This is a genomic window from Lysinibacillus sp. JK80 (assembly GCF_027557635.1).
Lineage (GTDB): Bacteria > Bacillota > Bacilli > Bacillales_A > Planococcaceae > Lysinibacillus > Lysinibacillus capsici.
The window spans coordinates 1,061,954-1,082,951 of record NZ_CP058997.1; the positions used below are offsets into that span (position 1 = coordinate 1,061,954).

The 20,998-nt window shown below is 37.0% G+C and carries 27 protein-coding genes; 13 read left to right on the plus strand and 14 right to left on the minus strand.

What is annotated here, in order from left to right; all coding sequences use genetic code 11:
* The 3 genes from HXV90_RS05625 to HXV90_RS05635 all read right to left on the minus strand — a co-directional run bounded on the left by HXV90_RS05625 (position 1) and on the right by HXV90_RS05635 (position 1,728).
* Positions 1-321 carry a PadR family transcriptional regulator gene (locus HXV90_RS05625; RefSeq protein WP_004228545.1) on the minus strand — a complete coding sequence of 107 codons (321 nt, stop codon included), beginning with the start codon at positions 319-321 and terminating at the stop codon, positions 1-3.
* Positions 322-693: 372 nt separating this feature from the next.
* Positions 694-1,317, minus strand: coding sequence for an HAD family hydrolase (locus HXV90_RS05630; protein WP_269898582.1), 624 nt, complete (start codon positions 1,315-1,317; stop codon positions 694-696).
* Between the two features lie 15 nt (positions 1,318-1,332).
* Positions 1,333-1,728, minus strand: a complete 396-nt coding sequence (locus HXV90_RS05635) for a pyrimidine dimer DNA glycosylase/endonuclease V (protein ID WP_269898583.1) — start codon at positions 1,726-1,728, stop codon at positions 1,333-1,335.
* A 78-nt stretch (positions 1,729-1,806) separates the two neighbouring features.
* Here HXV90_RS05635 and HXV90_RS05640 point away from each other — a divergent pair, with 78 nt between their 5' ends.
* Positions 1,807-2,268, plus strand: a complete 462-nt coding sequence (locus HXV90_RS05640; protein WP_269898584.1) for a GNAT family N-acetyltransferase — start codon at positions 1,807-1,809, stop codon at positions 2,266-2,268.
* A 187-nt stretch (positions 2,269-2,455) separates the two neighbouring features.
* Here the strand turns inward: HXV90_RS05640 and HXV90_RS05645 are convergent, their stop codons facing one another.
* Both HXV90_RS05645 and HXV90_RS05650 read right to left on the minus strand, forming a co-directional pair.
* Positions 2,456-4,228, minus strand: a complete 1,773-nt coding sequence (locus HXV90_RS05645) for an oleate hydratase (protein ID WP_269898585.1) — start codon at positions 4,226-4,228, stop codon at positions 2,456-2,458.
* A gap of 276 nt (positions 4,229-4,504) precedes the next feature.
* Positions 4,505-4,765, minus strand: coding sequence for a hypothetical protein (locus tag HXV90_RS05650; RefSeq protein ID WP_269898586.1), 261 nt, complete (start codon positions 4,763-4,765; stop codon positions 4,505-4,507).
* Between the two features lie 151 nt (positions 4,766-4,916).
* On the opposite strand from HXV90_RS05650, the gene HXV90_RS05655 reads away from it, so the two are divergent.
* The 4 genes from HXV90_RS05655 to HXV90_RS05670 all read left to right on the plus strand — a co-directional run bounded on the left by HXV90_RS05655 (position 4,917) and on the right by HXV90_RS05670 (position 7,441).
* Positions 4,917-5,444, plus strand: a complete 528-nt coding sequence (locus tag HXV90_RS05655) for an HXXEE domain-containing protein (RefSeq protein ID WP_269898587.1) — start codon at positions 4,917-4,919, stop codon at positions 5,442-5,444.
* 42 nt (positions 5,445-5,486) lie between these two features.
* Positions 5,487-5,678: a hypothetical protein gene (locus HXV90_RS05660; RefSeq protein WP_054549391.1), complete on the plus strand. Its 192-nt coding sequence runs from the start codon at positions 5,487-5,489 to the stop codon at positions 5,676-5,678.
* An 89-nt stretch (positions 5,679-5,767) separates the two neighbouring features.
* On the plus strand, positions 5,768-6,718 hold the full coding sequence (locus tag HXV90_RS05665; RefSeq protein ID WP_269898588.1) for a bile acid:sodium symporter family protein: 951 nt from the start codon (positions 5,768-5,770) through the stop codon (positions 6,716-6,718).
* A 75-nt stretch (positions 6,719-6,793) separates the two neighbouring features.
* On the plus strand, positions 6,794-7,441 hold the full coding sequence (locus tag HXV90_RS05670; RefSeq protein ID WP_269898589.1) for a pentapeptide repeat-containing protein: 648 nt from the start codon (positions 6,794-6,796) through the stop codon (positions 7,439-7,441).
* Positions 7,442-7,786: 345 nt separating this feature from the next.
* On the opposite strand, the gene HXV90_RS05675 is transcribed toward HXV90_RS05670, so the two are convergent.
* The gene (locus HXV90_RS05675; protein ID WP_269898590.1) at positions 7,787-8,233 is read right to left on the minus strand and encodes a GNAT family N-acetyltransferase; all 447 of its coding nucleotides are present in this window, start codon (positions 8,231-8,233) and stop codon (positions 7,787-7,789) included.
* A gap of 212 nt (positions 8,234-8,445) precedes the next feature.
* Positions 8,446-8,931 carry a DUF2975 domain-containing protein gene (locus tag HXV90_RS05680; protein WP_048393816.1) on the minus strand — a complete coding sequence of 162 codons (486 nt, stop codon included), beginning with the start codon at positions 8,929-8,931 and terminating at the stop codon, positions 8,446-8,448.
* Between the two features lie 239 nt (positions 8,932-9,170).
* Here HXV90_RS05680 and HXV90_RS05685 point away from each other — a divergent pair, with 239 nt between their 5' ends.
* Positions 9,171-9,989 carry a MerR family transcriptional regulator gene (locus HXV90_RS05685; RefSeq protein WP_269898591.1) on the plus strand — a complete coding sequence of 273 codons (819 nt, stop codon included), beginning with the start codon at positions 9,171-9,173 and terminating at the stop codon, positions 9,987-9,989.
* A gap of 17 nt (positions 9,990-10,006) precedes the next feature.
* The gene (locus HXV90_RS05690) at positions 10,007-11,191 is read left to right on the plus strand and encodes an MFS transporter (RefSeq protein WP_269898592.1); all 1,185 of its coding nucleotides are present in this window, start codon (positions 10,007-10,009) and stop codon (positions 11,189-11,191) included.
* 511 nt (positions 11,192-11,702) lie between these two features.
* Here the strand turns inward: HXV90_RS05690 and HXV90_RS05695 are convergent.
* The 3 genes from HXV90_RS05695 to HXV90_RS05705 all read right to left on the minus strand — a co-directional run bounded on the left by HXV90_RS05695 (position 11,703) and on the right by HXV90_RS05705 (position 14,198).
* Positions 11,703-12,380 (minus strand): ABC transporter ATP-binding protein, encoded by a 678-nt coding sequence (locus HXV90_RS05695; RefSeq protein WP_112117959.1) that lies wholly within the window; start codon positions 12,378-12,380, stop codon positions 11,703-11,705.
* Positions 12,381-13,505: an ABC transporter permease gene (locus HXV90_RS05700; RefSeq protein WP_048393820.1), complete on the minus strand. Its 1,125-nt coding sequence runs from the start codon at positions 13,503-13,505 to the stop codon at positions 12,381-12,383.
* 126 nt (positions 13,506-13,631) lie between these two features.
* Positions 13,632-14,198, minus strand: a complete 567-nt coding sequence (locus tag HXV90_RS05705; RefSeq protein ID WP_048393822.1) for a TetR/AcrR family transcriptional regulator — start codon at positions 14,196-14,198, stop codon at positions 13,632-13,634.
* A 283-nt stretch (positions 14,199-14,481) separates the two neighbouring features.
* Between HXV90_RS05705 and HXV90_RS05710 the strand changes: the two genes are divergently transcribed.
* The 3 genes from HXV90_RS05710 (at position 14,482) to HXV90_RS05720 (ending at position 16,126) form a co-directional block, all read left to right on the plus strand.
* A complete protein-coding gene (locus HXV90_RS05710) occupies positions 14,482-15,027 on the plus strand; it encodes a DUF7010 family protein (protein ID WP_048393824.1) in 546 nt (181 codons plus the stop codon).
* Between the two features lie 127 nt (positions 15,028-15,154).
* On the plus strand, positions 15,155-15,604 hold the full coding sequence (locus HXV90_RS05715; RefSeq protein ID WP_112117957.1) for a DinB family protein: 450 nt from the start codon (positions 15,155-15,157) through the stop codon (positions 15,602-15,604).
* 51 nt (positions 15,605-15,655) lie between these two features.
* A complete protein-coding gene (locus HXV90_RS05720) occupies positions 15,656-16,126 on the plus strand; it encodes a hypothetical protein (RefSeq protein ID WP_269898593.1) in 471 nt (156 codons plus the stop codon).
* Positions 16,127-16,162: 36 nt separating this feature from the next.
* On the opposite strand, the gene HXV90_RS05725 is transcribed toward HXV90_RS05720, so the two are convergent.
* Positions 16,163-16,579 (minus strand): GNAT family N-acetyltransferase, encoded by a 417-nt coding sequence (locus HXV90_RS05725; protein ID WP_269898594.1) that lies wholly within the window; start codon positions 16,577-16,579, stop codon positions 16,163-16,165.
* A gap of 214 nt (positions 16,580-16,793) precedes the next feature.
* On the opposite strand from HXV90_RS05725, the gene HXV90_RS05730 reads away from it, so the two are divergent.
* Together HXV90_RS05730 and HXV90_RS05735 are read left to right on the plus strand one after the other, a co-directional pair.
* Positions 16,794-17,666, plus strand: a complete 873-nt coding sequence (locus HXV90_RS05730; RefSeq protein ID WP_112117954.1) for a DMT family transporter — start codon at positions 16,794-16,796, stop codon at positions 17,664-17,666.
* A gap of 349 nt (positions 17,667-18,015) precedes the next feature.
* On the plus strand, positions 18,016-18,519 hold the full coding sequence (locus HXV90_RS05735; RefSeq protein ID WP_269898595.1) for a DinB family protein: 504 nt from the start codon (positions 18,016-18,018) through the stop codon (positions 18,517-18,519).
* Positions 18,520-18,581: 62 nt separating this feature from the next.
* Here HXV90_RS05735 and HXV90_RS05740 read toward each other — a convergent pair whose 3' ends face one another.
* Positions 18,582-19,382 (minus strand): SDR family NAD(P)-dependent oxidoreductase, encoded by an 801-nt coding sequence (locus tag HXV90_RS05740; RefSeq protein ID WP_269898596.1) that lies wholly within the window; start codon positions 19,380-19,382, stop codon positions 18,582-18,584.
* Between the two features lie 518 nt (positions 19,383-19,900).
* Between HXV90_RS05740 and HXV90_RS05745 the strand changes: the two genes are divergently transcribed.
* Positions 19,901-20,092, plus strand: a complete 192-nt coding sequence (locus HXV90_RS05745; RefSeq protein ID WP_269898597.1) for a hypothetical protein — start codon at positions 19,901-19,903, stop codon at positions 20,090-20,092.
* Positions 20,093-20,136: 44 nt separating this feature from the next.
* On the opposite strand, the gene HXV90_RS05750 is transcribed toward HXV90_RS05745, so the two are convergent.
* Both HXV90_RS05750 and HXV90_RS05755 read right to left on the minus strand, forming a co-directional pair.
* Positions 20,137-20,349, minus strand: coding sequence for a hypothetical protein (locus tag HXV90_RS05750; RefSeq protein WP_048393837.1), 213 nt, complete (start codon positions 20,347-20,349; stop codon positions 20,137-20,139).
* A 35-nt stretch (positions 20,350-20,384) separates the two neighbouring features.
* A complete protein-coding gene (locus tag HXV90_RS05755) occupies positions 20,385-20,936 on the minus strand; it encodes a DUF1697 domain-containing protein (protein ID WP_048393839.1) in 552 nt (183 codons plus the stop codon).
* Positions 20,937-20,998: the final 62 nt, after the last annotated feature.

Below are 20,998 nucleotides of genomic sequence, written 5' to 3' on the forward strand. Positions count from 1 at the left end.
CTAAAAAGACTTTAGAGCATTGATTTTTGACGAGATAAAATCCCACTTTTCCCAAAATAATTTTAGTTCGTCACGTCCAGCCTCATTAAGTGAGTAAAACTTGCGGGGCGGTCCCATATCTGATGGTTTCTTTTGAATATTTACCAGTTTTTTTTTCTCTAAACGCACGAGGATGGTGTAGACCGTCCCTTCCACGACCTCAGTGAACCCTAACTCGTTCAGGCGTCGGGTAATTTCGTATCCATAGGTTTCATGACGGCTAATGATTTCCAGTACGCAGCCTTCCAGGGACCCCTTCAGCATCTCCGTTAAATTTTCCATATGCAGAACCACCTCTATTTGCTTTACTATTCTGTACAACTTAGTACTTAGGTAAAATTTTTTCGCTTTCGAGAAGCTATTAAGTATTACTTATTACAACTACATAGTAACACCGAGTAGTTTGGGTGTCAATTACTTTTCTTATAAATTTTTTTATGCCACTATTCAAGAAAGAAAAAAAGAGCTGCCTACGCAACTCCATGTTCTTTCATTAAGTTTTCACATTCAGGTGAGCCATTTATTTACGTTCAATATCCTATCCCATGTGAGTGTAGATTTAAGGAATTTGACTGTCTTAACCTTCTTAACTATTTACCTTCCTCCTAGGCAAAGATGCTGTGATATATAGGACACCATCTTCTATTTTTCATGCTACTTAACGATTGCTAAAATATCCTTTGGCTCATAAAAAACGTAATCTGCCTCCTCAAAGCCAATGGTGGATTTGGCTCCCCAATGGGCAAGGGCAAATTTGGCGCCTGCTTGCTTTGCGCATTGGAAATCATAGATAGAATCACCAATATAGATGGCCTCTTCTGGTGCTACCTGTAATGCGTCCAGACATTTTAACAGCGGCTCTGGGTGTGGTTTATGCTTTTCCGTATCACTGGCACTTACAATATGCTGGAAATACTCACTTAACCCAAACGGCTCAAACTCATCCACTACCTCTTGCGCTGTTTTAGAAGTGACAATCCCTAATTGTAGTGGCTTTGTTGCAAGGTGCTGAATAACTTCCTCTAGACTTTCGAAAACAGCCACTTCATGTGAAAAATCAAGCACAGCCGCAGACCATTTCTGATGCACAGCCTCTATGTCATCCACGTTAAGCCTCTGCAATGCATCTTTTCCTGGGATGCCTAAAGCAAATCGTAATGCCTCAAAGGGATAGTCCTGTTGTGTTTCTTCTCGTAAGGTTCTTTGCAATGACTGTAAAATCGCTTGCTCCGTATCCAAAATCGTTCCATCTACATCAAATATAATCGCTCTTAACATGTATAACCCTCCTAGTTAAAGCACGTTATTTATATATGTGCATAATTGCTGATACAATTCCTCTTCATAATCCTTCTGGCCTCTTATAAATTTCTCCTTTAAATTATAAAAACATATTTCAAGATATTCCTGATTATGATGCTGTTGAAAGGGTCTTCTATCCTTTACTGGGCCTAAACCCTTAAAGTAGTTATTCTTTTTTTCGAAGGTTCGAATTTGGTAACCCCGCTTCTTCATTTCATCCATGACTTTTTCGGTATACAAATACAAGTCTTCTTTCGGGTATTCGTATATATAGTTAATCAGTATATGCTGATCCTCTTTCGCAAATATGCTATTTAGCTCTCTCCACTGCGACAGTAGTTGTCCTTTTGGTAGATATGCAATTAAATCTATATGCCATAACCTCATGTGCCTTCTCCTTTCTATTAATCAACCATTAATGTAAAATATTACTTACTATGATGCTAAAACTGACGGAGGGATAGTATGGAAATAAAAACTGCAACGCTCGATGAAATTCCGCAAATTGAGCGTTTATACCAAGAGCTTTTTTTTGAGATGTCGATTCTTCAACCTAAATATATCAAACCTGCCAAACAAGATGCCAACTTTATCAGGTTTACGATCATTGAAGATGATTCAGATATTTTAATCGCAACATTCGAGAACGAAGTAGTAGGCTTTTTACTTATTAAAGAAACGACGACCCCACCCTATACTTGCTTGGTTGAACACAAATATGCTTTTATTGTGGATGTGAATGTTGGCAAGTATTACCAAAACAAAGGAATTGGGTCTGCTTTATTAGATGAAGCGAAAAAATGGGCAGCCTATCGTCACTTGGACTATCTGGAGTTAAATGTATTGACTGAAAATAAAGGCGCTAAATCCTTATATGAAAAACACGGGTTCAAGGATACGAACCAAACGATGCGCTTAGAATTTTAAGTATGTGATGGGAAAGAAGGGATTTCAATGGAAGAAATGAAAACCGTACACAAGAAAGCCAACCTCATAGTGCCTGTCTTTATTGGCATGGGGTTAGGTGCGTTTATCGGTTTACTTGCCTATGTAAAAGACTGGCTATAAAAAAAAGAGACAAAGCCCCTCAAACTGCTTTGTCTCTTTTTCAACACTATATTAGTTTACTTTCTTTCAGTAAATCATAAATGATTGTATCCTTTGTTTTATGAATACCCAATTTACCGATTTGCTTTAAGATAAATGGTGCATCAATATCTGTTAGTTTTTTACCATCCAGTAAACGAGCCGTTGATGCTAATAATGTGCGAACATCAAAGGCAGACGCAAACACCTCTGGCACACCTCGGTCAATCGTTAATAGTTGATAGACTGCCTCCATCGCCGTTCTTACGGAATATTCAGTAGTAAAGACTGTATCTTTTGCTGTTTCGCTGAAGTTGCCAATAAAGGCTAAATTAGCTGATCCTTCTGGCACAACAAGTGGACGATCACCCATTGCTCTTGGCATGAAATAAGAAGTGATGTAAGGCATATAGCATGGAATCGTATTGCAAGAATTTTGTGCAATGTCTGGAATTTCATCCACTGGTACACCCATATGGTATAACCACTCTTGTGCAATCTCAATACCTGTACATTCCGTAATACTTTTTTTAATAAAATCACCTGGCTTGTTTGATAGTAAGCCATAAATCCAAACAACTAATTGGTCCTTTGGTTGATTTTTAAAGTGAGGTTGTCGGTTCAATGTATAGCTTAGCATCCAATTAGAATCGGTAGCTGTGACAATCCCTCCTGTTACGACCTTACCAGCGTATGGGTCCCTTTTACTGATTTTTTCAATATATGGAGCCACACGATCATCTAATGTTGTAAGGGTAGCTGAAACAAACCAGCTTTCCTCTGGCAGATTATCGCAGAACTTTTCTGGTCGACCAAACTCTTCACCTTGGGCAGCGATATTTTTCCACAGGGACCAGCTGCCACCTAAATCTTTATTGATAGGGGCTGGCGTATTATTATCCCCGTATGTTGTACTTTCTGTAATACTACCATTTGTCACAAACACTAACTCATTTTCTGTTAGTTCAATATTCTTTTTCACACCATTTTTTCGTAACACCAATGTATGAGCTACTTTTTTGTCTCCTACCTTATCAACTAAAACATTTTCTACAACCGTATTATATTGGAAATCAACATCATGACTTTCTAAGTATTTAATCATTGGCAACACGAGCGATTCATACTGATTATACTTTGTAAATTTTAAGGCCGATAAATCTGGTAATCCGCCAATATGATGAATGAAACGCATAATATAACGACGCATTTCCATCGCAGAATGCCATTTTTCAAACGCAAACATTGTAGACCAATAGAGCCAAAAATTCGATTCAAAAAATTCATCTGAGAAGACATCTGTGATTTTTTTATCCTCTAATTTTTCCTCAGGCGTAAAGAATAATTTAATCATTTCTTCTGAGGATTTGTCTGATAAAGTGAACTTGCCATCATCCTCAAGTCTTTGGCCTCTATCCTTCATTAATCGACATTTTGAATAATTAGGATCCTCTTTATTAAGCCAATAAAATTCATCTAAAACGGAAGCATTTTCTCCTTCTAACGAAGGAATGGAACGGAATAAATCCCATAAGCATTCAAAATGATCTTCCATTTCTCGTCCACCGCGAATAATAAACCCTCTCGTCGGATTAAGTATGCCATCTAGACTTCCTCCTGAAATATCTAACTCTTCAAGAATATGAATGTTCTCACCTTTCATTTGGCCATCACGAATTAAAAAACATGCTGCTGACAGTGAGGCTAGTCCCGAGCCAATCAGATAAGCAGACTTTTTATCGACTCCCTCAGGTTTTTTAGGACGTGCGAAAGCTTCATAGTTACCATTGCTGTAATACATATTACCGCCTCCTAATTTATTATTCTAATATAGAATAACACAGGTTATCGACAAAATGGTAAAATGAGCTAATAATTAACAAAAAATTCAAATCCGCTAATTGTGCGTTAATTTATCTTTCCTTCTCATTGGACAAAGCAAGTGTTTGTATTTTTATAAAAGAGAACCATACAGTAAATAATCGTAATAACCCCCTTAACGCCTGCCTTAAAAAGGAAAAACCAATTCAATATGTTACTATTAGCTTTGCATAATTATTATCTCAATAAATCTTTTTTAACCTTCATTCCCTTTTTGACGTTTAGCCAATTTCTCGTTACCTCGTTTAAAATTCTCCGTAATTTTAGCTAACAATAGCTGGACTTCCTTTATCTGCCCCTCCACCTGCTGAATTTTTGCTAGTAGACGCTCAGCCTCTTTCTCCTTGACGATTTTAATTTGCTTGCCTTCATAATAAATAACGACAGTCCCCTTTTTTGTCGTTTGATATGAGAATGGTTCCTTGTTTAGTCTATTACGTTTATCGATTTCACTCACAGCTTCATCCCCGATTTCTTAATAATTAGATTCAATAATAAATGAATCTTAGCTTACAACTTTTTCTAATATGTTATTATTAACATATATTATATAAATATGGTATTTTTAGTAACACTTTCAGCATAGTGATAAGGAGAGAGGTATTCATATGGAATGGTTGAATGTTCAAACACTAATTTGGTTGTTTCCTATTTTATTTATTATTCACGATTTTGAAGAAATTATTATGGTAGAGAAATGGTTACATCATAATCGTCATAAGCTGTATGAAAGATTACCCCAAAAAATGGCCGATAAAGTGGTAAAACAATTTTCAATGAGCACCGCACAATTTGCTGTTGCTGTCTTATTTATCTTCTTGTTTGTCAGTCTCTCTACCATTCTAGCTAACTACTATTTTCTAAACGGAGTCACTTTTACTATCTATTTTTTCACAGCTGTTACACTTGTTTTCTTTATCCATGCTTTTACCCATATTGGACAATCGCTCTTATTTCGTTCTGTTACACCAGGAGCTATAACATCAGCCATCATCATTATTCCCTATAGCATTATTTTATTTAAATCTTTGTTTACTAGTGGCATCCTTACTTGGCATATCGTTTTGATAAGCCTGCCTTTTGGCATACTATTTTTCCCCATTGTCTTTACTGCGCATTGGATAGGAAAAAAGTGATATAGATACATATTCATGAAAAGATAGAAAGGAGGCAGGAGAATGGCAAAAACTCCGATTTATTTAAAATTAATGATTGGTATTGGGATGGTTATTATCCTAGCTTCGTTGTACTTTTTAAAAGACCAGCCTTATTATTTATGGGTTAGGTGGACAGGTAATATTTTATTGATCGTAGGCATTGTATGGATGCCGTTCACTAAAGAAACCAATAAAAAACATGTAAATTCTTAGCAGGAGTAAATCTTCTGCTTTTTTTGCGGTAAATTTACCTACGATTATAATAAAAGTGATAAAATCAGATAAAAAAAGAAGGTCTTTGTATGTTAGAAAAACTAAATGTATTTCTCCAAAAATACATTGCGATCCTGACACCATTAAGTTTAATTGTAGGTGTATTCTTAGAAAGTATTGGACATCATTTATTATTCCTTGTCTCCTGGCTATTTGCCTTCATGACATTCTCAGGAAGCTTACATATGAAATTTAAAGATGTAAAAATTTTCATGAAGCATCCAGTTCTCATTTTATTCTCCATCCTTTTTCTTCATCTCTTGATGCCTTTATGGGCTTATTTCTTATCCACTGTTTTGTTCGATGACCATTTGTTGACTGTTGGTTTTGTCTTAGCAGTTGCACTTCCAACAGGTGTAACGAGTGTTATTTGGATCAATATTTGCAAAGGGAACTTACCGTTAGGCTTATCAATTATTTTAATTGATACGCTCCTTTCTCCCATCATCCTCCCCTTCATCCTTTATATCGTTTCGGGTGAAAAAATTGAGTTGGATGTGGCATCCCTGATTCTGAATTTACTATGGATGATTGTCTTACCCACGATTTTAGGTATCTTAGTGAATGAACTTTCGAAAGGAGCCATCCCTCAAAAAATCGGTAAAAAACTTGCTCCTTTTTCAAAGCTATGTTTATTTGCGGTCATACTGATTAATAGCAGTGCCATTGCTCCCTATTTAAAGAATATCAACATGCATCTCTTCTTCGTGGTGCTTTTAGTGTTCTTCCTTGCAGTATCAGGCTATCTATTTGCTTACCTCATTGGTCGATATCTGTTAAAAGACGGTCCACAAATGGCAACCTTTGTTTTTACGGGTGGCATGAGAAATATTGCTGTCGGTGTCATCGTGGCCACAACGTACTTTCCAGGTAAAGTCGCCATGCCTGTTGTGTTCGGGATGCTGTTTCAACAGGTACTAGCCTCCGTTTTTAGTAAGATGGTGAATCCTTTGTTTAAACCAGATAAGAGCACCGTATAGACGGTGTTCTTATTTTAGGTTTGCACTTATACTAAATAGAAGAAGCTTTTATTTATATTTGAAGGGTGTGCTAATATGTCATACAATTTCCAACTTATATCACCAAAAATATCCCCGAATCTTGACAAAGTAAATTTTCAGGATATTTTTTATGAGGAGGAACCCTATTTAACAAATTGCAAGATTACGGATACGGTCATTGCTCACGAGGATATTGAACGATTAATCGTCTCTAATGTTATCTTTAAAAATGTCACATTCATCGATTGTACCTTTCAAAAAATTGATTTAACGGACGTCATTTTTGAAAACTGTGATTTATCTAACACTAACTTAAGTGAAGGCATCATTCATAGAGTGGCCTTCAAAAACTGTAAACTATTAGGGTTGAATTTAACTGAAGCAAACCTCGGCAATGTTTCATTTGAAAATTGCCTTGCAAACTTATGCAATTTCCCCGAAGTGCGCTTTAAACAAGTGCTATTTGATAGCACCTCCCTGCAAGGTGCGAATTTTTATGATTGTTTACTTAATAAAGTAGCGTTTCAGGAAAGTGATCTAAATGATGTGGATTTCTCCCAAACTTCCTTAAAAGGAATAGACATCAGTACATGTAAATTTAAAAGACTTCAAGTAACTCCAGAAAGTTTAAATGGGTGTGAAGTCTCTACTGAACAAGCCATAGGTTTTGCTTCATTACTAGGATTGAAGGTTAAATACTAGTTTAAGGGCTTAAAAGTTCAAGAAAAAAATAAAGCGCTTATCCTTATGCTCGGATAGCGCTCAATTTTTACAATTTGTTAATCTGCTATTTTTTCATCTTTTAGTATTTTATCCGCTCTTTACATGCTATCCTCCTAATTTGCGGGGCTATCCCTCACTTTAAGCGTTCTATCCGCTACTTTTTCAGTTTTATCCTCCACTTTTAGAATTCTATCCTGCTATTTGAGGGCTATCCCTCACTTTGAGCGTTCTATCCGCTACTTTTTCAGTTTTATCCTCCACTTTTAGAATTCTATCCTGCTATTTGAGGGCTATCCTCCTCTTTAAACGCAAGGTGTCTGATAATTACAGCCTTTTATATAGCATTTCTATATGTTCTATTCCATCTTCTAAATAAACATCTGATGTCTTTTCAAATCCGAAGCCCTCATAGAATTTTAGCAAATATGCCTGCGCAGAAATGCGGATTGCGTCTTCTCCAATCTCATCTAGAATATAATCAATTGCTCTTTTCACCATTTCCAGAGACAATCCCTTTTTTCTGTAGGTTTGCTTTGTTAACACTCTTCCGATTGCTGCTTCTTGATATGCTATTCCTTTGGGTAGAATTCTTAAATACCCAACTACCTCTCCTTGGTCTTCACCAAATAAATGATAAGCATTTTCGTCTTTTGAATCTAGATCCTGATAGACACATTCTTGCTCTACCACAAAAACTTCCGCACGAACCTTCAGTATCTCATATAGTTCTTTTACTGTTAATTCATCAAATTTTTTTATCTTCCAATCCACTTTTATAGCCTCCTATACTATTCAATTTCATAAAGTATAGCAAAAGTATAATAAAAGTGGATCAGCCCCCTTAAAAGATTAAACTACATATCTATCTAGAAATTTACTTGCTTCACTATTAAACTTCCATAGGATTCCGAATTCTAAATGATATGTTCTACATCTCTTCTATGAGCAGTTTTCGTTTGGCTAATATCACCATATCATCCATCTCAGACCGTTAAATCATTTTCTAATTTTATATTCGTCACTTCTTGTAGAAGCCGCTGGAGGACAGCCGCAAAAATGGCGATAACTAGTGAAACAAAAATGATGAGGAGTCCCACTATTCCAAAAGGAGGATCCATTTTGTTTGTTATAAAATGAAAAAGTGGTGAAGCTAATAGGTGCAAGCCACTGATTATTATCGCACACCACTTTATGTACTTTAATGCTTTTACAGATAATTCCGAGAAAGCTGTATTCGCTTCAATGTACCGTAAAAGATTAAAAGCCTGATAGAGAGCAATGTAAAAAGGTACAGCCGATCCATACATCACAATGAAAATGAGATAATTCATTGGGTAAAAATTCGGATACAAACTCGATGCGAAATGAGCCATAGGAGGTACAAAAAATATACATAGGGCAAGAATGGCCATCCCAGCCAGAAGAATTATTACCTTTAAAAAAGATGTTAAACCTGGTTTAACATTCATTGAAAGCACCTCACTTATTTAATGACACTATAAATTTAACACGAAATTTATTGATTAACAATAAATAATAATTGTTTTTAATTATATTATTATTGTTATTTATATATTTAACATTCATTGAAATATTCACAAGAGCCTTACTACATTAGATTGTAGTAAGGTTATTTAAAAAGCATTTGACTTTCCCCTGCACAGGAAACTGTATACTTGCATTAAGTTATTAGATTGGAGGTGATATTTTGTTTAAAATCAGTGAATTTTCTAGGCTAAGCAAAGTATCCTTAAAAACATTGCGCTATTATGATCAGATTGGCATATTAAAGCCGAGAAAGGTGGACCATGATACTTGCTACCGATACTATTCAGCAGACCAGCTACTAGAGCTCAATCGGATCTTTCTCTATAAGGAATTGGGGTTTACCTTGCCACAAATTATACGTTTGCTCCACGAAGATATTTCGTTAAAAGATATACAAGGGATGTTTAAGCTGAAAAAAAGTGAGATTCAACATATTATCCAGACGGAACAGGCCAAGCTTGCACGAATTGAAGAACGTATGCAACTTTTAGAACGAGAGGGTCAGGTGGAGTCAGATCAAGAAATCCGCATCAAGGCAGTGGATGCTCAGCAATTCCTTTCTTTGAAAGCACGCGGGAGAGAAGAAGATATTCCAGATCTGTTTTGTACATTTAATCAATTACTAACAAAGGAAATGCGCCAATTAGCTCAAAGTCCTCAGGTTGTTTTATGGAAAGAAATAGAGGAGAAAGAAGACGAGTTTGAATTTGAAGTCGGCTATTTTTTAACCAAGGAGCTTTCATCACTCCCTGATACATTTCAACTACGGACTCTTCCTCCTGAGCCAATGATGGCCACAATGACCTTTCGTTCAGATTCTAACTTTGCTTGTACAGCCTGTGTTGATTTAGCTAACTGGATTGTAGAAAATAACTATCAAGTCAAGGAAAACGAACCAGGTAGAGAAATCTATTTACCATTATCTACAACCCAAAACGTCCAATTAATGGAGATACAAATACCTATTATAAATAGCTGAAGGAAGCGTGAATTGAGTTGAAAAATAAGCTGATTATCTATGTTTTATCACTCATTGTTTTTCTAATCGGAACCGTTGAGTACATTATTACAGGCGTTATTGAAATGATTGCCGTCGACTTTGGAGTAACGATTTCAGAAGCTGGGTTATTAGTGACTTTATTTGCCCTAGCAGCAGCCATTTTCGCTCCAATTCTCATTGCGCTCACGATCAATGTGGATCGCAGAAAGTTGCTTATGGCTACCGTTAGTGTGTTCATTATTAGTAACGGATTCATGTTTATCAGCTCTTCTTTTGAGTACGCACTAGGGATACGAATTATTCAAGGGGTTAGCGGAGGAATTGCTACAGTGGTAGCCATGGCAGTAGCTACTCGATTAGTTGAAAAAGAACGAAGAGGCCGTGCTATCGGCATCATTTTGATGGGACTAAGTAGTTCGCTCGTGCTGGGTGTTCCAATTGGCACATTTTTTAGCGAAATATTTGGATGGAGAGTTTTATTTATGTTGATCGGTTTATTAACCATTCTTCCACTGCTTATCATCTATAAAAAAATTCCAGTTATCAAGGAGGAAGAAGCTGTTACACTTAGGTCGCAGCTTTCGATTTTAAAAGATTCAAAAATTCTAACTGCCCTGGCGATTACTTTATTTTATGTCGGTGGCTACGCTACCCTATTTACTTATATTACGCCTTTCTTGCAAGCCACATCCCCTCTTTCTATGACTGAAATTAGTGGCATTCTATTTTTAGCTGGCATCTGTAGCTTTCTTGGCTCAAGAGTGGGCGGGCAATTGGCTGATGCAAAGGGTTCGCGTTTTACCATTTGTTTTGGATTGCTGTTACAAGCAGTAACGCTCCTCTTATTCGCACTAGCTGGTATCAATCTCTTTGTATTGATCTTGATTTTAATGATTTTTATGGTAGCAACTTGGAGTATTTCTCCTGCCCAGCAGCTCCTTCTTGTTACACTAGTACCTCGAAATCCAGACATTGCCCTCAGCATAAATACCTCCTTTATCCAATTCGGTTTTGCACTGGGGTCTGCATTAGGCGGGTTTGTCATCAGTCATACCTCTGTCCTAAATTTGAATTGGGTCGGTTTTGGTACTGTAAGCATGGCTTTATTCCTTGCTATCTGGCTATTCCAAAAATTGAATAGTAGAGTTGAAACCCCTATTATCACTAAAGTCAAATATTAATTTTTTTATCCTACCTTTATATTGAAAATGGCATATTCAATATAAAGGTAGCTTTTCTAAATATGTACTCTTGATTAAAAACATTTATATTTAAAAAATAACAGGTAAAAGCCCCATTGGATATACCTGTGGCAGCTTCCTCATCAATGCAATAGAGTGAGCAAAATGTTTCGGCTCTCTGCTATTCCTTCCTTATATCTAGCGTAAACGCATGAAATCCGCCTTTATTATGCAGCCTAGCATACTCCGTTATGGCATCAAAATCAGGCTTTAAAGCATACAGATTATTGTAGGGTTCCATCCCAAAGACCTGCGTAGCAGTTTTTGAAGAGGCTTGATAAACGTGCATAATCATCAAATGTTTTTCCTAGCTTAGGTTGATCGTTTAAACAATAAAAATCATTTAATATTCCTTTCTATAACGAAAAGGACTCGCACTTTTACTGACACAAAAGTACGAATCCTTTTTGATGAAAGCTAGAGTTTTATACCAGCCTCTATTTTGTATTGATTAAGATTGTTGCGTGAGCACGCCATCTTCCATACGATATACATGGTCACAGAACTGTAGCATTCGTTCATCATGGGTTACCATTATGGCAGCTTTGTTACGTTCTTTTGCTTCTTTGGCAAGAAGCTTTACGACTTCAAGTGCCCGTTTAGAGTCAAGGCTAGCAGTTGGTTCATCGGCTAAAATCACTTTTGAGTTATTCATGAATGCGCGCGCAATCGCAACACGTTGACGCTCACCACCTGATAATTCATTCGGCATTTTTTTACATTTATCACTTAAGCCAAGCTCTGTAAGTAGTTGCTTTGCAAACTCTTTATCATCTTTTGTCACTTTACCACCCATTTTTTTCACCAGTAGTAATTGATCAAGTACATTTAAGTAAGGTACTAAGTTAGATGTTTGTAAAATGAAACCAAGCTCTTTTAAACGGAAACTTGCTAATTGTTTTGCTGAAAGATGAACAATATTCCTGCCGTTAATTTCTACAGTCCCCTCTGACATCTGTAATAGAGCGCCTGCAATTGAAAGTAGTGTACTTTTACCCGAACCTGATGGACCGATAATGGCTACTAGCTCCCCAGCTTCTACTTCAAGTGTTGCTTGCTTTAATGCTTGGACAGTGCTAGCGCCTTCTTTATAGCTTTTAGAAACATTTTGTAATGATAATAGCGCCATTTATTCCACTCTCCCTAATGCTGTTAATGGATCGATTTTAACGATTTGACGTACAGAAACAATTGAACTTAATAATGCAATAATTAATAAAACAATCGCATAGGTAATGATTAAGGTCGGTTCTAAGTCAAATGGCATACCCTCTGGTAAAATTTTAGCCGTTAAGTATGTGAAGACGATACCAATAACGATACCTAATACTGATAGAATCGCTACTTGTGCAACAATTGCTTTACCGATGAAACCATTGCTAGCGCCAATTGCTTTCATGACACCAAATTGTTGTGTCTTTTGCATTGTAATGACGTAGAAGAATACAGCAATAATAAATGCAGAGATAACGATACAAAAAGCAAGCATCATCATAATAGTGCCGTTTTCTTCTTTATAACCAGGCATACCGTTGATTGCTGTTTTCTTTGTAACCGTTTCAACATCTTTTACGGCTTTATCGATAGTAGATGGATCTTCTAAGTTAGGAGCCTTTAGGAAGAAAGCTTGTACAGCCTTGTCCGTATCATTATCAGAGCCAGGAGCTGCATATTGATAATCACGCCAGTTTTCTAGTACTGTGAAAATAGCAGGTAAGTGATTATAGGTTTCTCCTTTTACATAACCTACCACTTCTAATTTCATGTCAGAGTTTGCTACTAGTAAAATATCACCAATCTTGTAGCCTGCTTCTTTTAACGTATCGTTAATAACAACACCTTTTTTGTTGTCGTATGATAATTTTTCACCCTCGATTACCTCTGGCATAAAAAATGCGTCTGGCTCAACGCCTAAAAATGCGACATCTTCCTTCGAATCTGCATCTTTTGACTTTGTTTTGCCGACTGCTATTGTAGAAGCGCCAAACGCAGCGACTTTATCTACATTTTTTTGTTTTTCTAAATCATCTTGCAGATTTTCTGACAGGATCGATTTTGCGAATGTAGCCCCTGCTGTTTCTTCATAGACAACGTATTCTGCGTCGATATTTTTCAGTGTAGCGGCACTCAAAGTCGCTAAACCGTTGCCAAGTCCCGATAAAATGAACACGAGCCATGCGATTAAAATGATAATTGTGGTCATCATTACATAGCGGAACTTCGCATATTTTAATTCTTTTAGTGCTAAAAACATGATGTAGCCTCCATATTAGAAATAGAATTCATATGAGCAAAGATTGAATCCTGCTAAATATGAATTCTTTTTCATTATACACAAAAGTTACACATGTGTAACTAAAATAAGTGACATACTTGTTACTTATTTTGAAATACCATGTAAAATAAGCAGTTTGATCTCCTTTAAAAAGCTTTCTATAGGCATATTGAGATGGTTTGGCATGTCAATCAATTGAAAAATGAAGCTAAGCAAAATAAAGTTGTTACGATCTTCTGCAATTATCCCCTCTTCCTTACCCTGCTTAATTACTTGTTGAAGTGGTATGTAAAGTCCACCATGCATGTTATTTAATACTTCCTTTTTTTGCTTCACAACTAGCGATACGTCATTAATTTGTGAGGCGAATCCTAAAATTTGATGTAGGTCGCGCATATCAAACATACGAACAAGTAAGTCCTCAAGCTGTTGTTCAAATGATTGCGAAAAATTAACATTTGAAAGGTTCTCGATGCTTTTTTCCATTTGCCAAACCATAAATTGAATAATAAGTTCTTCTTTATTTGGATATTGTTTATAAATTGCGGCCCTTGATACGCCAATACTTTGTGCAAGCAAGCTCATTGTAAACCCTTGATATCCAACAGATAGCAAAAGCTGATGCGTATGATGCCAAAGGTCTTGTTCAGAAAATTTTTTATCTCGTCCCATATGATACCTCCAATATTCTACAATGCTAACATTGAGACAAAAAAAAAGCGAGTAACCTTTAAACATGCATGATGTTTGAGTAAATTGCGTTTTTGTTAGAGGTAATAACCATTCTATAGAAGGTGACGACTATTTCATTTCCCAATCCCAAAATGCTCCATAGGTACTTATAACGTAAGAAAGATAAAGGAAAATTCCATTTCAAATCATCTGTGGTAAAAATAGAAATATACTGGTATATTATAGGTTATATTCTATTTATTTCATGAAGGATGGTGCGTTGATGGATAAAACACTGGAAGATTTACAAAAGGAAATGATCGTTGAAGTAAAAAAGGGATTTCCCATTTTACTTTCTGGTGCGGTTGTCTTTTTACTTTTTACTCTAATGCCCTTAGTTTTGCCAATCGAAGCAGTTCGTTTAAGTTGGATATTTGGCTTAGGTGCCATTTTCCCTATCGGTTTAGGTATTAGTAAAATTCTTGGGATTAATTTAAACGCTACTGGCAATCCTTTAGGGACGTTAGGAGGAATCGTTGCCGCTCCTCAAGCTTTTTACATACCTGTATTTATCATTGTGTATATGAACATACCTGAATATCTTCCCTTTACAATTGGTTTACTTGCAGGCTCTCATTTTCTGCCATACATATGGATTTATAAAAGTAAGGCTTATTTATTTGTGACTCTAGGCGTCTGCTTTTCTGCTCTGATTTTAGGTGGCTTCTTTGTCGATCAAGCCTTCACACTTGTACCTTTAGCCATTTCTATTGTGTATGGAATGGGCGTTCTTTTAATTCTAAGAGAACTTAAAGTCAATCCGATTTAATCACCTTCCTCTAGGTGATTTTTTTAATATTCCAGACCTCTTTTAATCTGAGAAAAAAGGATTCATTTCCTATCCCGTGCTTGTTCCTATACAATAAACCTATTAATAAATGAAAGGATGTATAGATGTGCTATTTCCATATCGTAATGATCTTAGGAAAACGTTAATACCTTACCTAAGCACACTTGATGAGGCGTTTTGGTTTAAGACATCTGATTTTTATCCAAATAATGTAGCATGGATTATTTCTCATTTATCAAGTAGCGAAGACTACTGGGTGAATGAAATTGGACTTAAAAATCCTTGTATATTAAACCTTCACGATGATTGTTCGCCTAAGGAAATACTAGATAGCTATATTCAAATTAGAAATTATACGGATGACATTCTACATACATTAGACGAATCGCAGCTCAATGAAATAGTCGAGGTGCCAAAGTTTTCCGATGGTTGGACGCCACCTTCCGTCCCTACACTTAACTGGTTGTTTCATCATGTTTACTCACATGAAGCTTACCATGTTGGGCAAATCTCTGTTATCGCGCATCTTAGTGGATTGCCAAAGCCTTTATTTTAATAAAAGGCAACGCAATGAAAGGAACAGCTTTTTAAATGGAGGAACAGTAATTTGAAAAAGTTTCGTGGGAAAAGGCGTTATTTCCGTAACTTATGGCGACAAATAACAACAGAGCTATCTATTGTAGACTTTGACGAAGAAGGTTGGTTTAATTTGTGGCACACTCACCTTGATTTTTACGGGTGCGGCAATGATGGTTTAAAGATAAGAAGAGAGCACATCAAAGCACATATAGCCCTATATAACCGCTTATCAGAAAGGCTCTCGACATTCGGAAAACCTTATCAAATATGGATGGAGTTTGTAGAGGAGGATGCTGGTTTGGATTCAGTTAATATCCATACACCTAATCCGGCTGAGGATAATTTCCCACTAACAATAGCAAATGTAGATTGGAATTGCCCTGTCCCCAAATTCCTTAAGGATTTAATCGACTTGAATGAGTGGAATGTAGGGCACTATAAGCAGGTATCCACTAACAGCTATTTCATCCAGTCTAATTATAATGAAATAAAATTGTAAGGTCGGAAACCATTTGTGGGTTTCCGACCTTTTCCTTTAATCCAGATATTCTTGAGCTAGTTGCTGATTTTTATAGATGGCCATACCCGTTTTCAATTTTCTAAAGCCCATTTTTGCATAAAACGGTTCATTCCCTGTTGTGGCGATTAACTGAATGCAGGATACCTCCCTTAACTGTGCGATCATATCCTCCAGAAGTAAACGTGCAATCCCTGTGCCTTGATAGGCTTGATGCACAACCACATCGTAAATGGCGGCATTAAATACGCCATCTGACAAAGCTCTAGCAAAGCCCACTATTTTTCCATCAACCACGGCGAAAACTTGATGTGTGCTTGCATCGAAAACTTGTTTGATAATCTGTTCATCATGTTTCATCCACCCAACAGATTGATAGACCTCCTTTATGATTGGCAAATCCTTCTCTTCTATCTCGTATTGAAGTATTACCATTTTCATCCCCCCCTCTTTTGCTTTCATGAAATCTCCCTATGAAAACGATGTGTATTCTATTATACTAATAAAAAATGACTTGAGGATGGTGGGATTATTATGATGTTTGCTCCATTATTTGAACAGGACGTACCAGCACTTCTTCTTCCTTAACGGTAGAAGCGCTTTTTCTCCGTTAAGGGCATAGGTATCTATGAAAACGGAGGAAAAAAACATGAGAAATCTAATAATCGGTGCCATCTTTTTATCGCTTGCTGCGAGTATTTGGGGTGCCATGTATGTAGTTGTTAAAGTAGTGGTGGAGGTTGTGCCACCATTAGAGCTTGTTTGGATGCGATATTTGATCGCGGTGATTGCACTCGGGATCATTGGGATCATGATGAGGCAATCCTGGAAAATAGCTAAAAAAGATTGGCTGATCATTTTTCTTGTTGGCCTTATTGGGAACACGATTTCAATTGTGACACAGGAAATGGGCACAATGCTATCCACCGCGCAGATGGGGGCAATTATTACTGCTACAACCCCTGCTTTTATGGTTGTCTTCGCCCGTTTGATTTTAAAAGAAAACATTACGCTGAAAAAATGCTTGTCTATCGCTCTTGCCACGATTGGTGTCGGGATCGTTGTAGGCAATGGTCAAATCGATGTGACACAGCAATTAGGTGGACTCTATTTACTGCTTGCTGCCTTAACGTGGGCATTGATGTCGGTATTCGTCAAAAAGGTACCAAGCCATTACTCACAAATTGTTGTCACAACCTATACATCTATGATTGCCGTGATGTTATTGACCCCTTTTGTCCTTCCAAGGCTAAAGAATTTAGATCTGGCAAGTGTTTTACAGCCGACCATTTCAGGGGGCTTGCTTTACTTAGGCATTATCTCAACAGCTGGTGGTTTTTTATTGTGGAATAAAGGGCTTCAACTAATGAATGCGTCTAGTGGCGGCTTATTTTTCTTCTTTCAACCAATTGTTGGCACATTTTTAGGCTGGCTCTTATTGGGAGAGACGATTGGGCTTTCCTTTTGGATAGGCTCCCTATTAATTTTTAGTGGCGTTTTTATTGTCATTCGAGACGAATAAATCGAAGTGCGTTTCTATGTTAGATAGAGACGCACTTTTTATGTTGGCTCAGCTTATGGTCATTGAACGTCTTGTTGGCACATATATTGCAAATGCCTAAAGGAGTTGATATTCTGAACATCTTTTTAGATAACTTAAAGGATTTTACTTTATTAATTTTTTTACTTGCTAGTATGATCTATTGTCGACAGCTAAAATTAACAAGGTGGCAACGAAAATTATCGATTGGTGAATGGAGCATGTACATCCTGCTCTCTATTGCCCTTCCCCTTTATGCAGTGCTTTATCTTGCTTTTCTTTTAGGAGCATAGGAAAATAATACATCATAGGCTATTTTTGGAGGGATTTCATGTTTCAAACAATCGATCATTTTTTACAGTCTTGGGCATTTGAAGCCGCTGCTACGCAAAAATTACTTAATCACCTTACAGATGAATCGCTACATCAGACAATCACTCCCGAAAACTGGACTTTAGGACGGGTTGCTTGGCACACGGTTACTGCAATTCGAATTATTACCTCGAATTCGAATTTAGCGTTTGAAGCCCCAGCAAAGGATTTTCCAGTTCCTACTTCTGCTCAGTTCATTGCAGATGGCTATCACCAAGCGAGTGAAGCCTTTGTGGAAGCGATACAATCGCAATGGACTGACAAGACAATGACTGAAACGATTGAATTTATTGGTCAACAAATGCCCAATGGTTCCCTGTTATTATTTTTACTACAGCATCAAAGTCATCATCGCGGTCAAATGACGGTTCTGATGCGTCAGGCTGGTTTAACTGTTCCAGGTATTTATGGTCCAGCGAAAGAGGAATGGGCTCAGTTTGGGTTGGAAGCTCCTCAAATGTAGCTAAGCTTGTGCCAAATAATAAAGAGGTTGTCTATTTTAAGACAACCTCTTTTATTTATTAACTATAAAGATGCTAGCCAGTTATTAGTATCAGCGATGGTTGGGTTAGCGAGGTAATGTCCGCCTTCAATTTGCAGTGTTTGACCAGTCATAAATTTTGATTCGTCAGAGGCTAAAAATACAACTGCATGACCAATATCATCCGCTTCCCCATGATATGGTAGTGCATTAAATTTCGCATAAATGGCCAGCATTTCTTCTGGCATATTGTTTTTCGCGGCAGGTGTTAATATAAGACCTGGTGCAACCGCATTACAACGGATATGATCTTTCCCAAATTGTGTGGCAATGTTTCTCGTCATATTCACCACACCTGCTTTTGTTGCCCCATAGGCTGTACGTATTTGGTCACTGGCGAATGCAGCCATAGAAGCCGTATTAATAATTGAGCCCCCGCCCGCTTTTTGCATATGTGGAATGGCAAAACGACTTCCTAGTAATATGGATTTTAAATTCACATTGACTAAGCGGTCCCACTCATCTAAATCAATATTTAATATATCTAAATCTTTCTTCAGGTTAGTTAGACCAACATTATTAAAGAGCACCGTTAATGAGCTGTATCGTTCTACAGTGAAGTTCACGGCCGCTTCAATGGAGGAAGCATCCCCTGCATCAAGGAAAACGGCTGCTGCCTCATACCCATTATTGACTAAAGTTGCTGCTGCTTCTTTAGCACCCGCTACATTAAAATCAGCAATGACTACTTTTGCGCCCTCTTTTGCTAACAAGCTAGCTGCTGATAAACCAATACCAGAAGCTCCACCTGTCACTAATGCCACTTTATTTTTTACTCGATTCATCTTCAATTCCTCCTTCAAATTACACGAAAAAGAGCAAATCAGCTCTCCTGACGTAAAATAGTTTAACATTAAACTATTTATTTTTAAACTAATATCCTTTAGCATTTTTATAGCTCTACTGTAAACTTGCTAATTTTACAAAGATCATGAAGAGGGCATACATGATTCATTAAACATTCTCTATGTTCATAACGCAGTTAAATAGCATATTTTCAGGAAAAGCGTATACACTGCAAGATGGTAGTAAAGGGATTTATTTTGATATCTTCTTGGCATTTATAAAGATAGCACGAATCAGGAAACACCCAATCTTTTCGTTCAAATAGCCAATTCGATAAAGTCAAATGAAGTCGCAACATTTATATATTTTCCTTCATCTATACAATGAATAAGTTGTTATGTTATAATACTTTAGAAAACCTCAAGGGGTATCAACCAATTCTGAGCTACAGTGATGCATATCGCTGTAGTTTTTTCTATGCTATAATTTCCTTAAACTTACATTACTAGGTGAGAATATGGAAACAAATACATATAGTTGTAAAGCCTGTGGCAGTCAATCTTTTTCTGAAGGGAAATTAGATGGCTATGCTGCTTTAAGACCCGTGAATACCATCTTTTCCTCAGGTTCACCCCTTATTTTCACTGTCTATACCCAATGTGGAGAAATTGCCTCTATTAAAGCCACAAAACCTGAAAAGTTTAAGTAAAAAAAAGAGAGCATCATTTCAATAATGAAATTTGCTCTCTTGCTTTATGTTTCTTTATTATTCTTCTTTCTCCATTGATACGGCTTTTTGGACCAATTCCACATCCAAACAAAGAAATAGATGATGACCATTGTGATGACCATCATCGTCACATTTTCTCCCCATGCAATCGGCTCATGCTTCCTCCATTGATTCATTGTTCTAACAATGAAGTACAAAAAAGGATAAATAAAATAACCTACTTGATCCCGTCGCATCCAAACACGCCTCCTTTTAGAAAAGATGAGTTTCCCTACTCACCAACCATTGTCGCAAGCTTCATCATCGTTTTCCAATTGCGAGCTGTAGCGGGCACCTCTAGCTTAGGCAGTTGTTGACTAAGCTTGGCATTGCGAATGCTATCGTGAAATAACAGATAGACATCTCTCCCCTTGATAATGCAGCGCTCTTTTTCACTTACATATTGTAATAACTTAGCTCCGTTCTCTTCAGTTGGAACTGTTGAAAGTAGTGCAACATGGAGACTTTCCCCTGTAGCTGTAGCACTTGCATCTGCTAAGTCTTGTTCTGAGAAAGGACAATTGTTCACAATAGAGCGGAATTCTTCAGCTGTACGGATAATTACTGTACTCGTGATAGTGAAGGTACTTTGGATGGTCTCTTGAATTTGCTGTTGCAAAAATTCTTCTGATTCACTCGATTCAAACAGGATATTGCCACTTTGAATATATGTCCGAATGTTTTGGAGCCCCAGTGGTTGCAGCGCGTCTCTCAATTCGGCCATTTTTAATTTATTGTGCCCACCTACATTAATACCTCTTAAAAGTGCTACGTATTTAGTCATTCGCTTCCACCTTTCCTGTTATTTATAGTATAGCAAGAGTTAGGGAATAATAGGAAAAAACT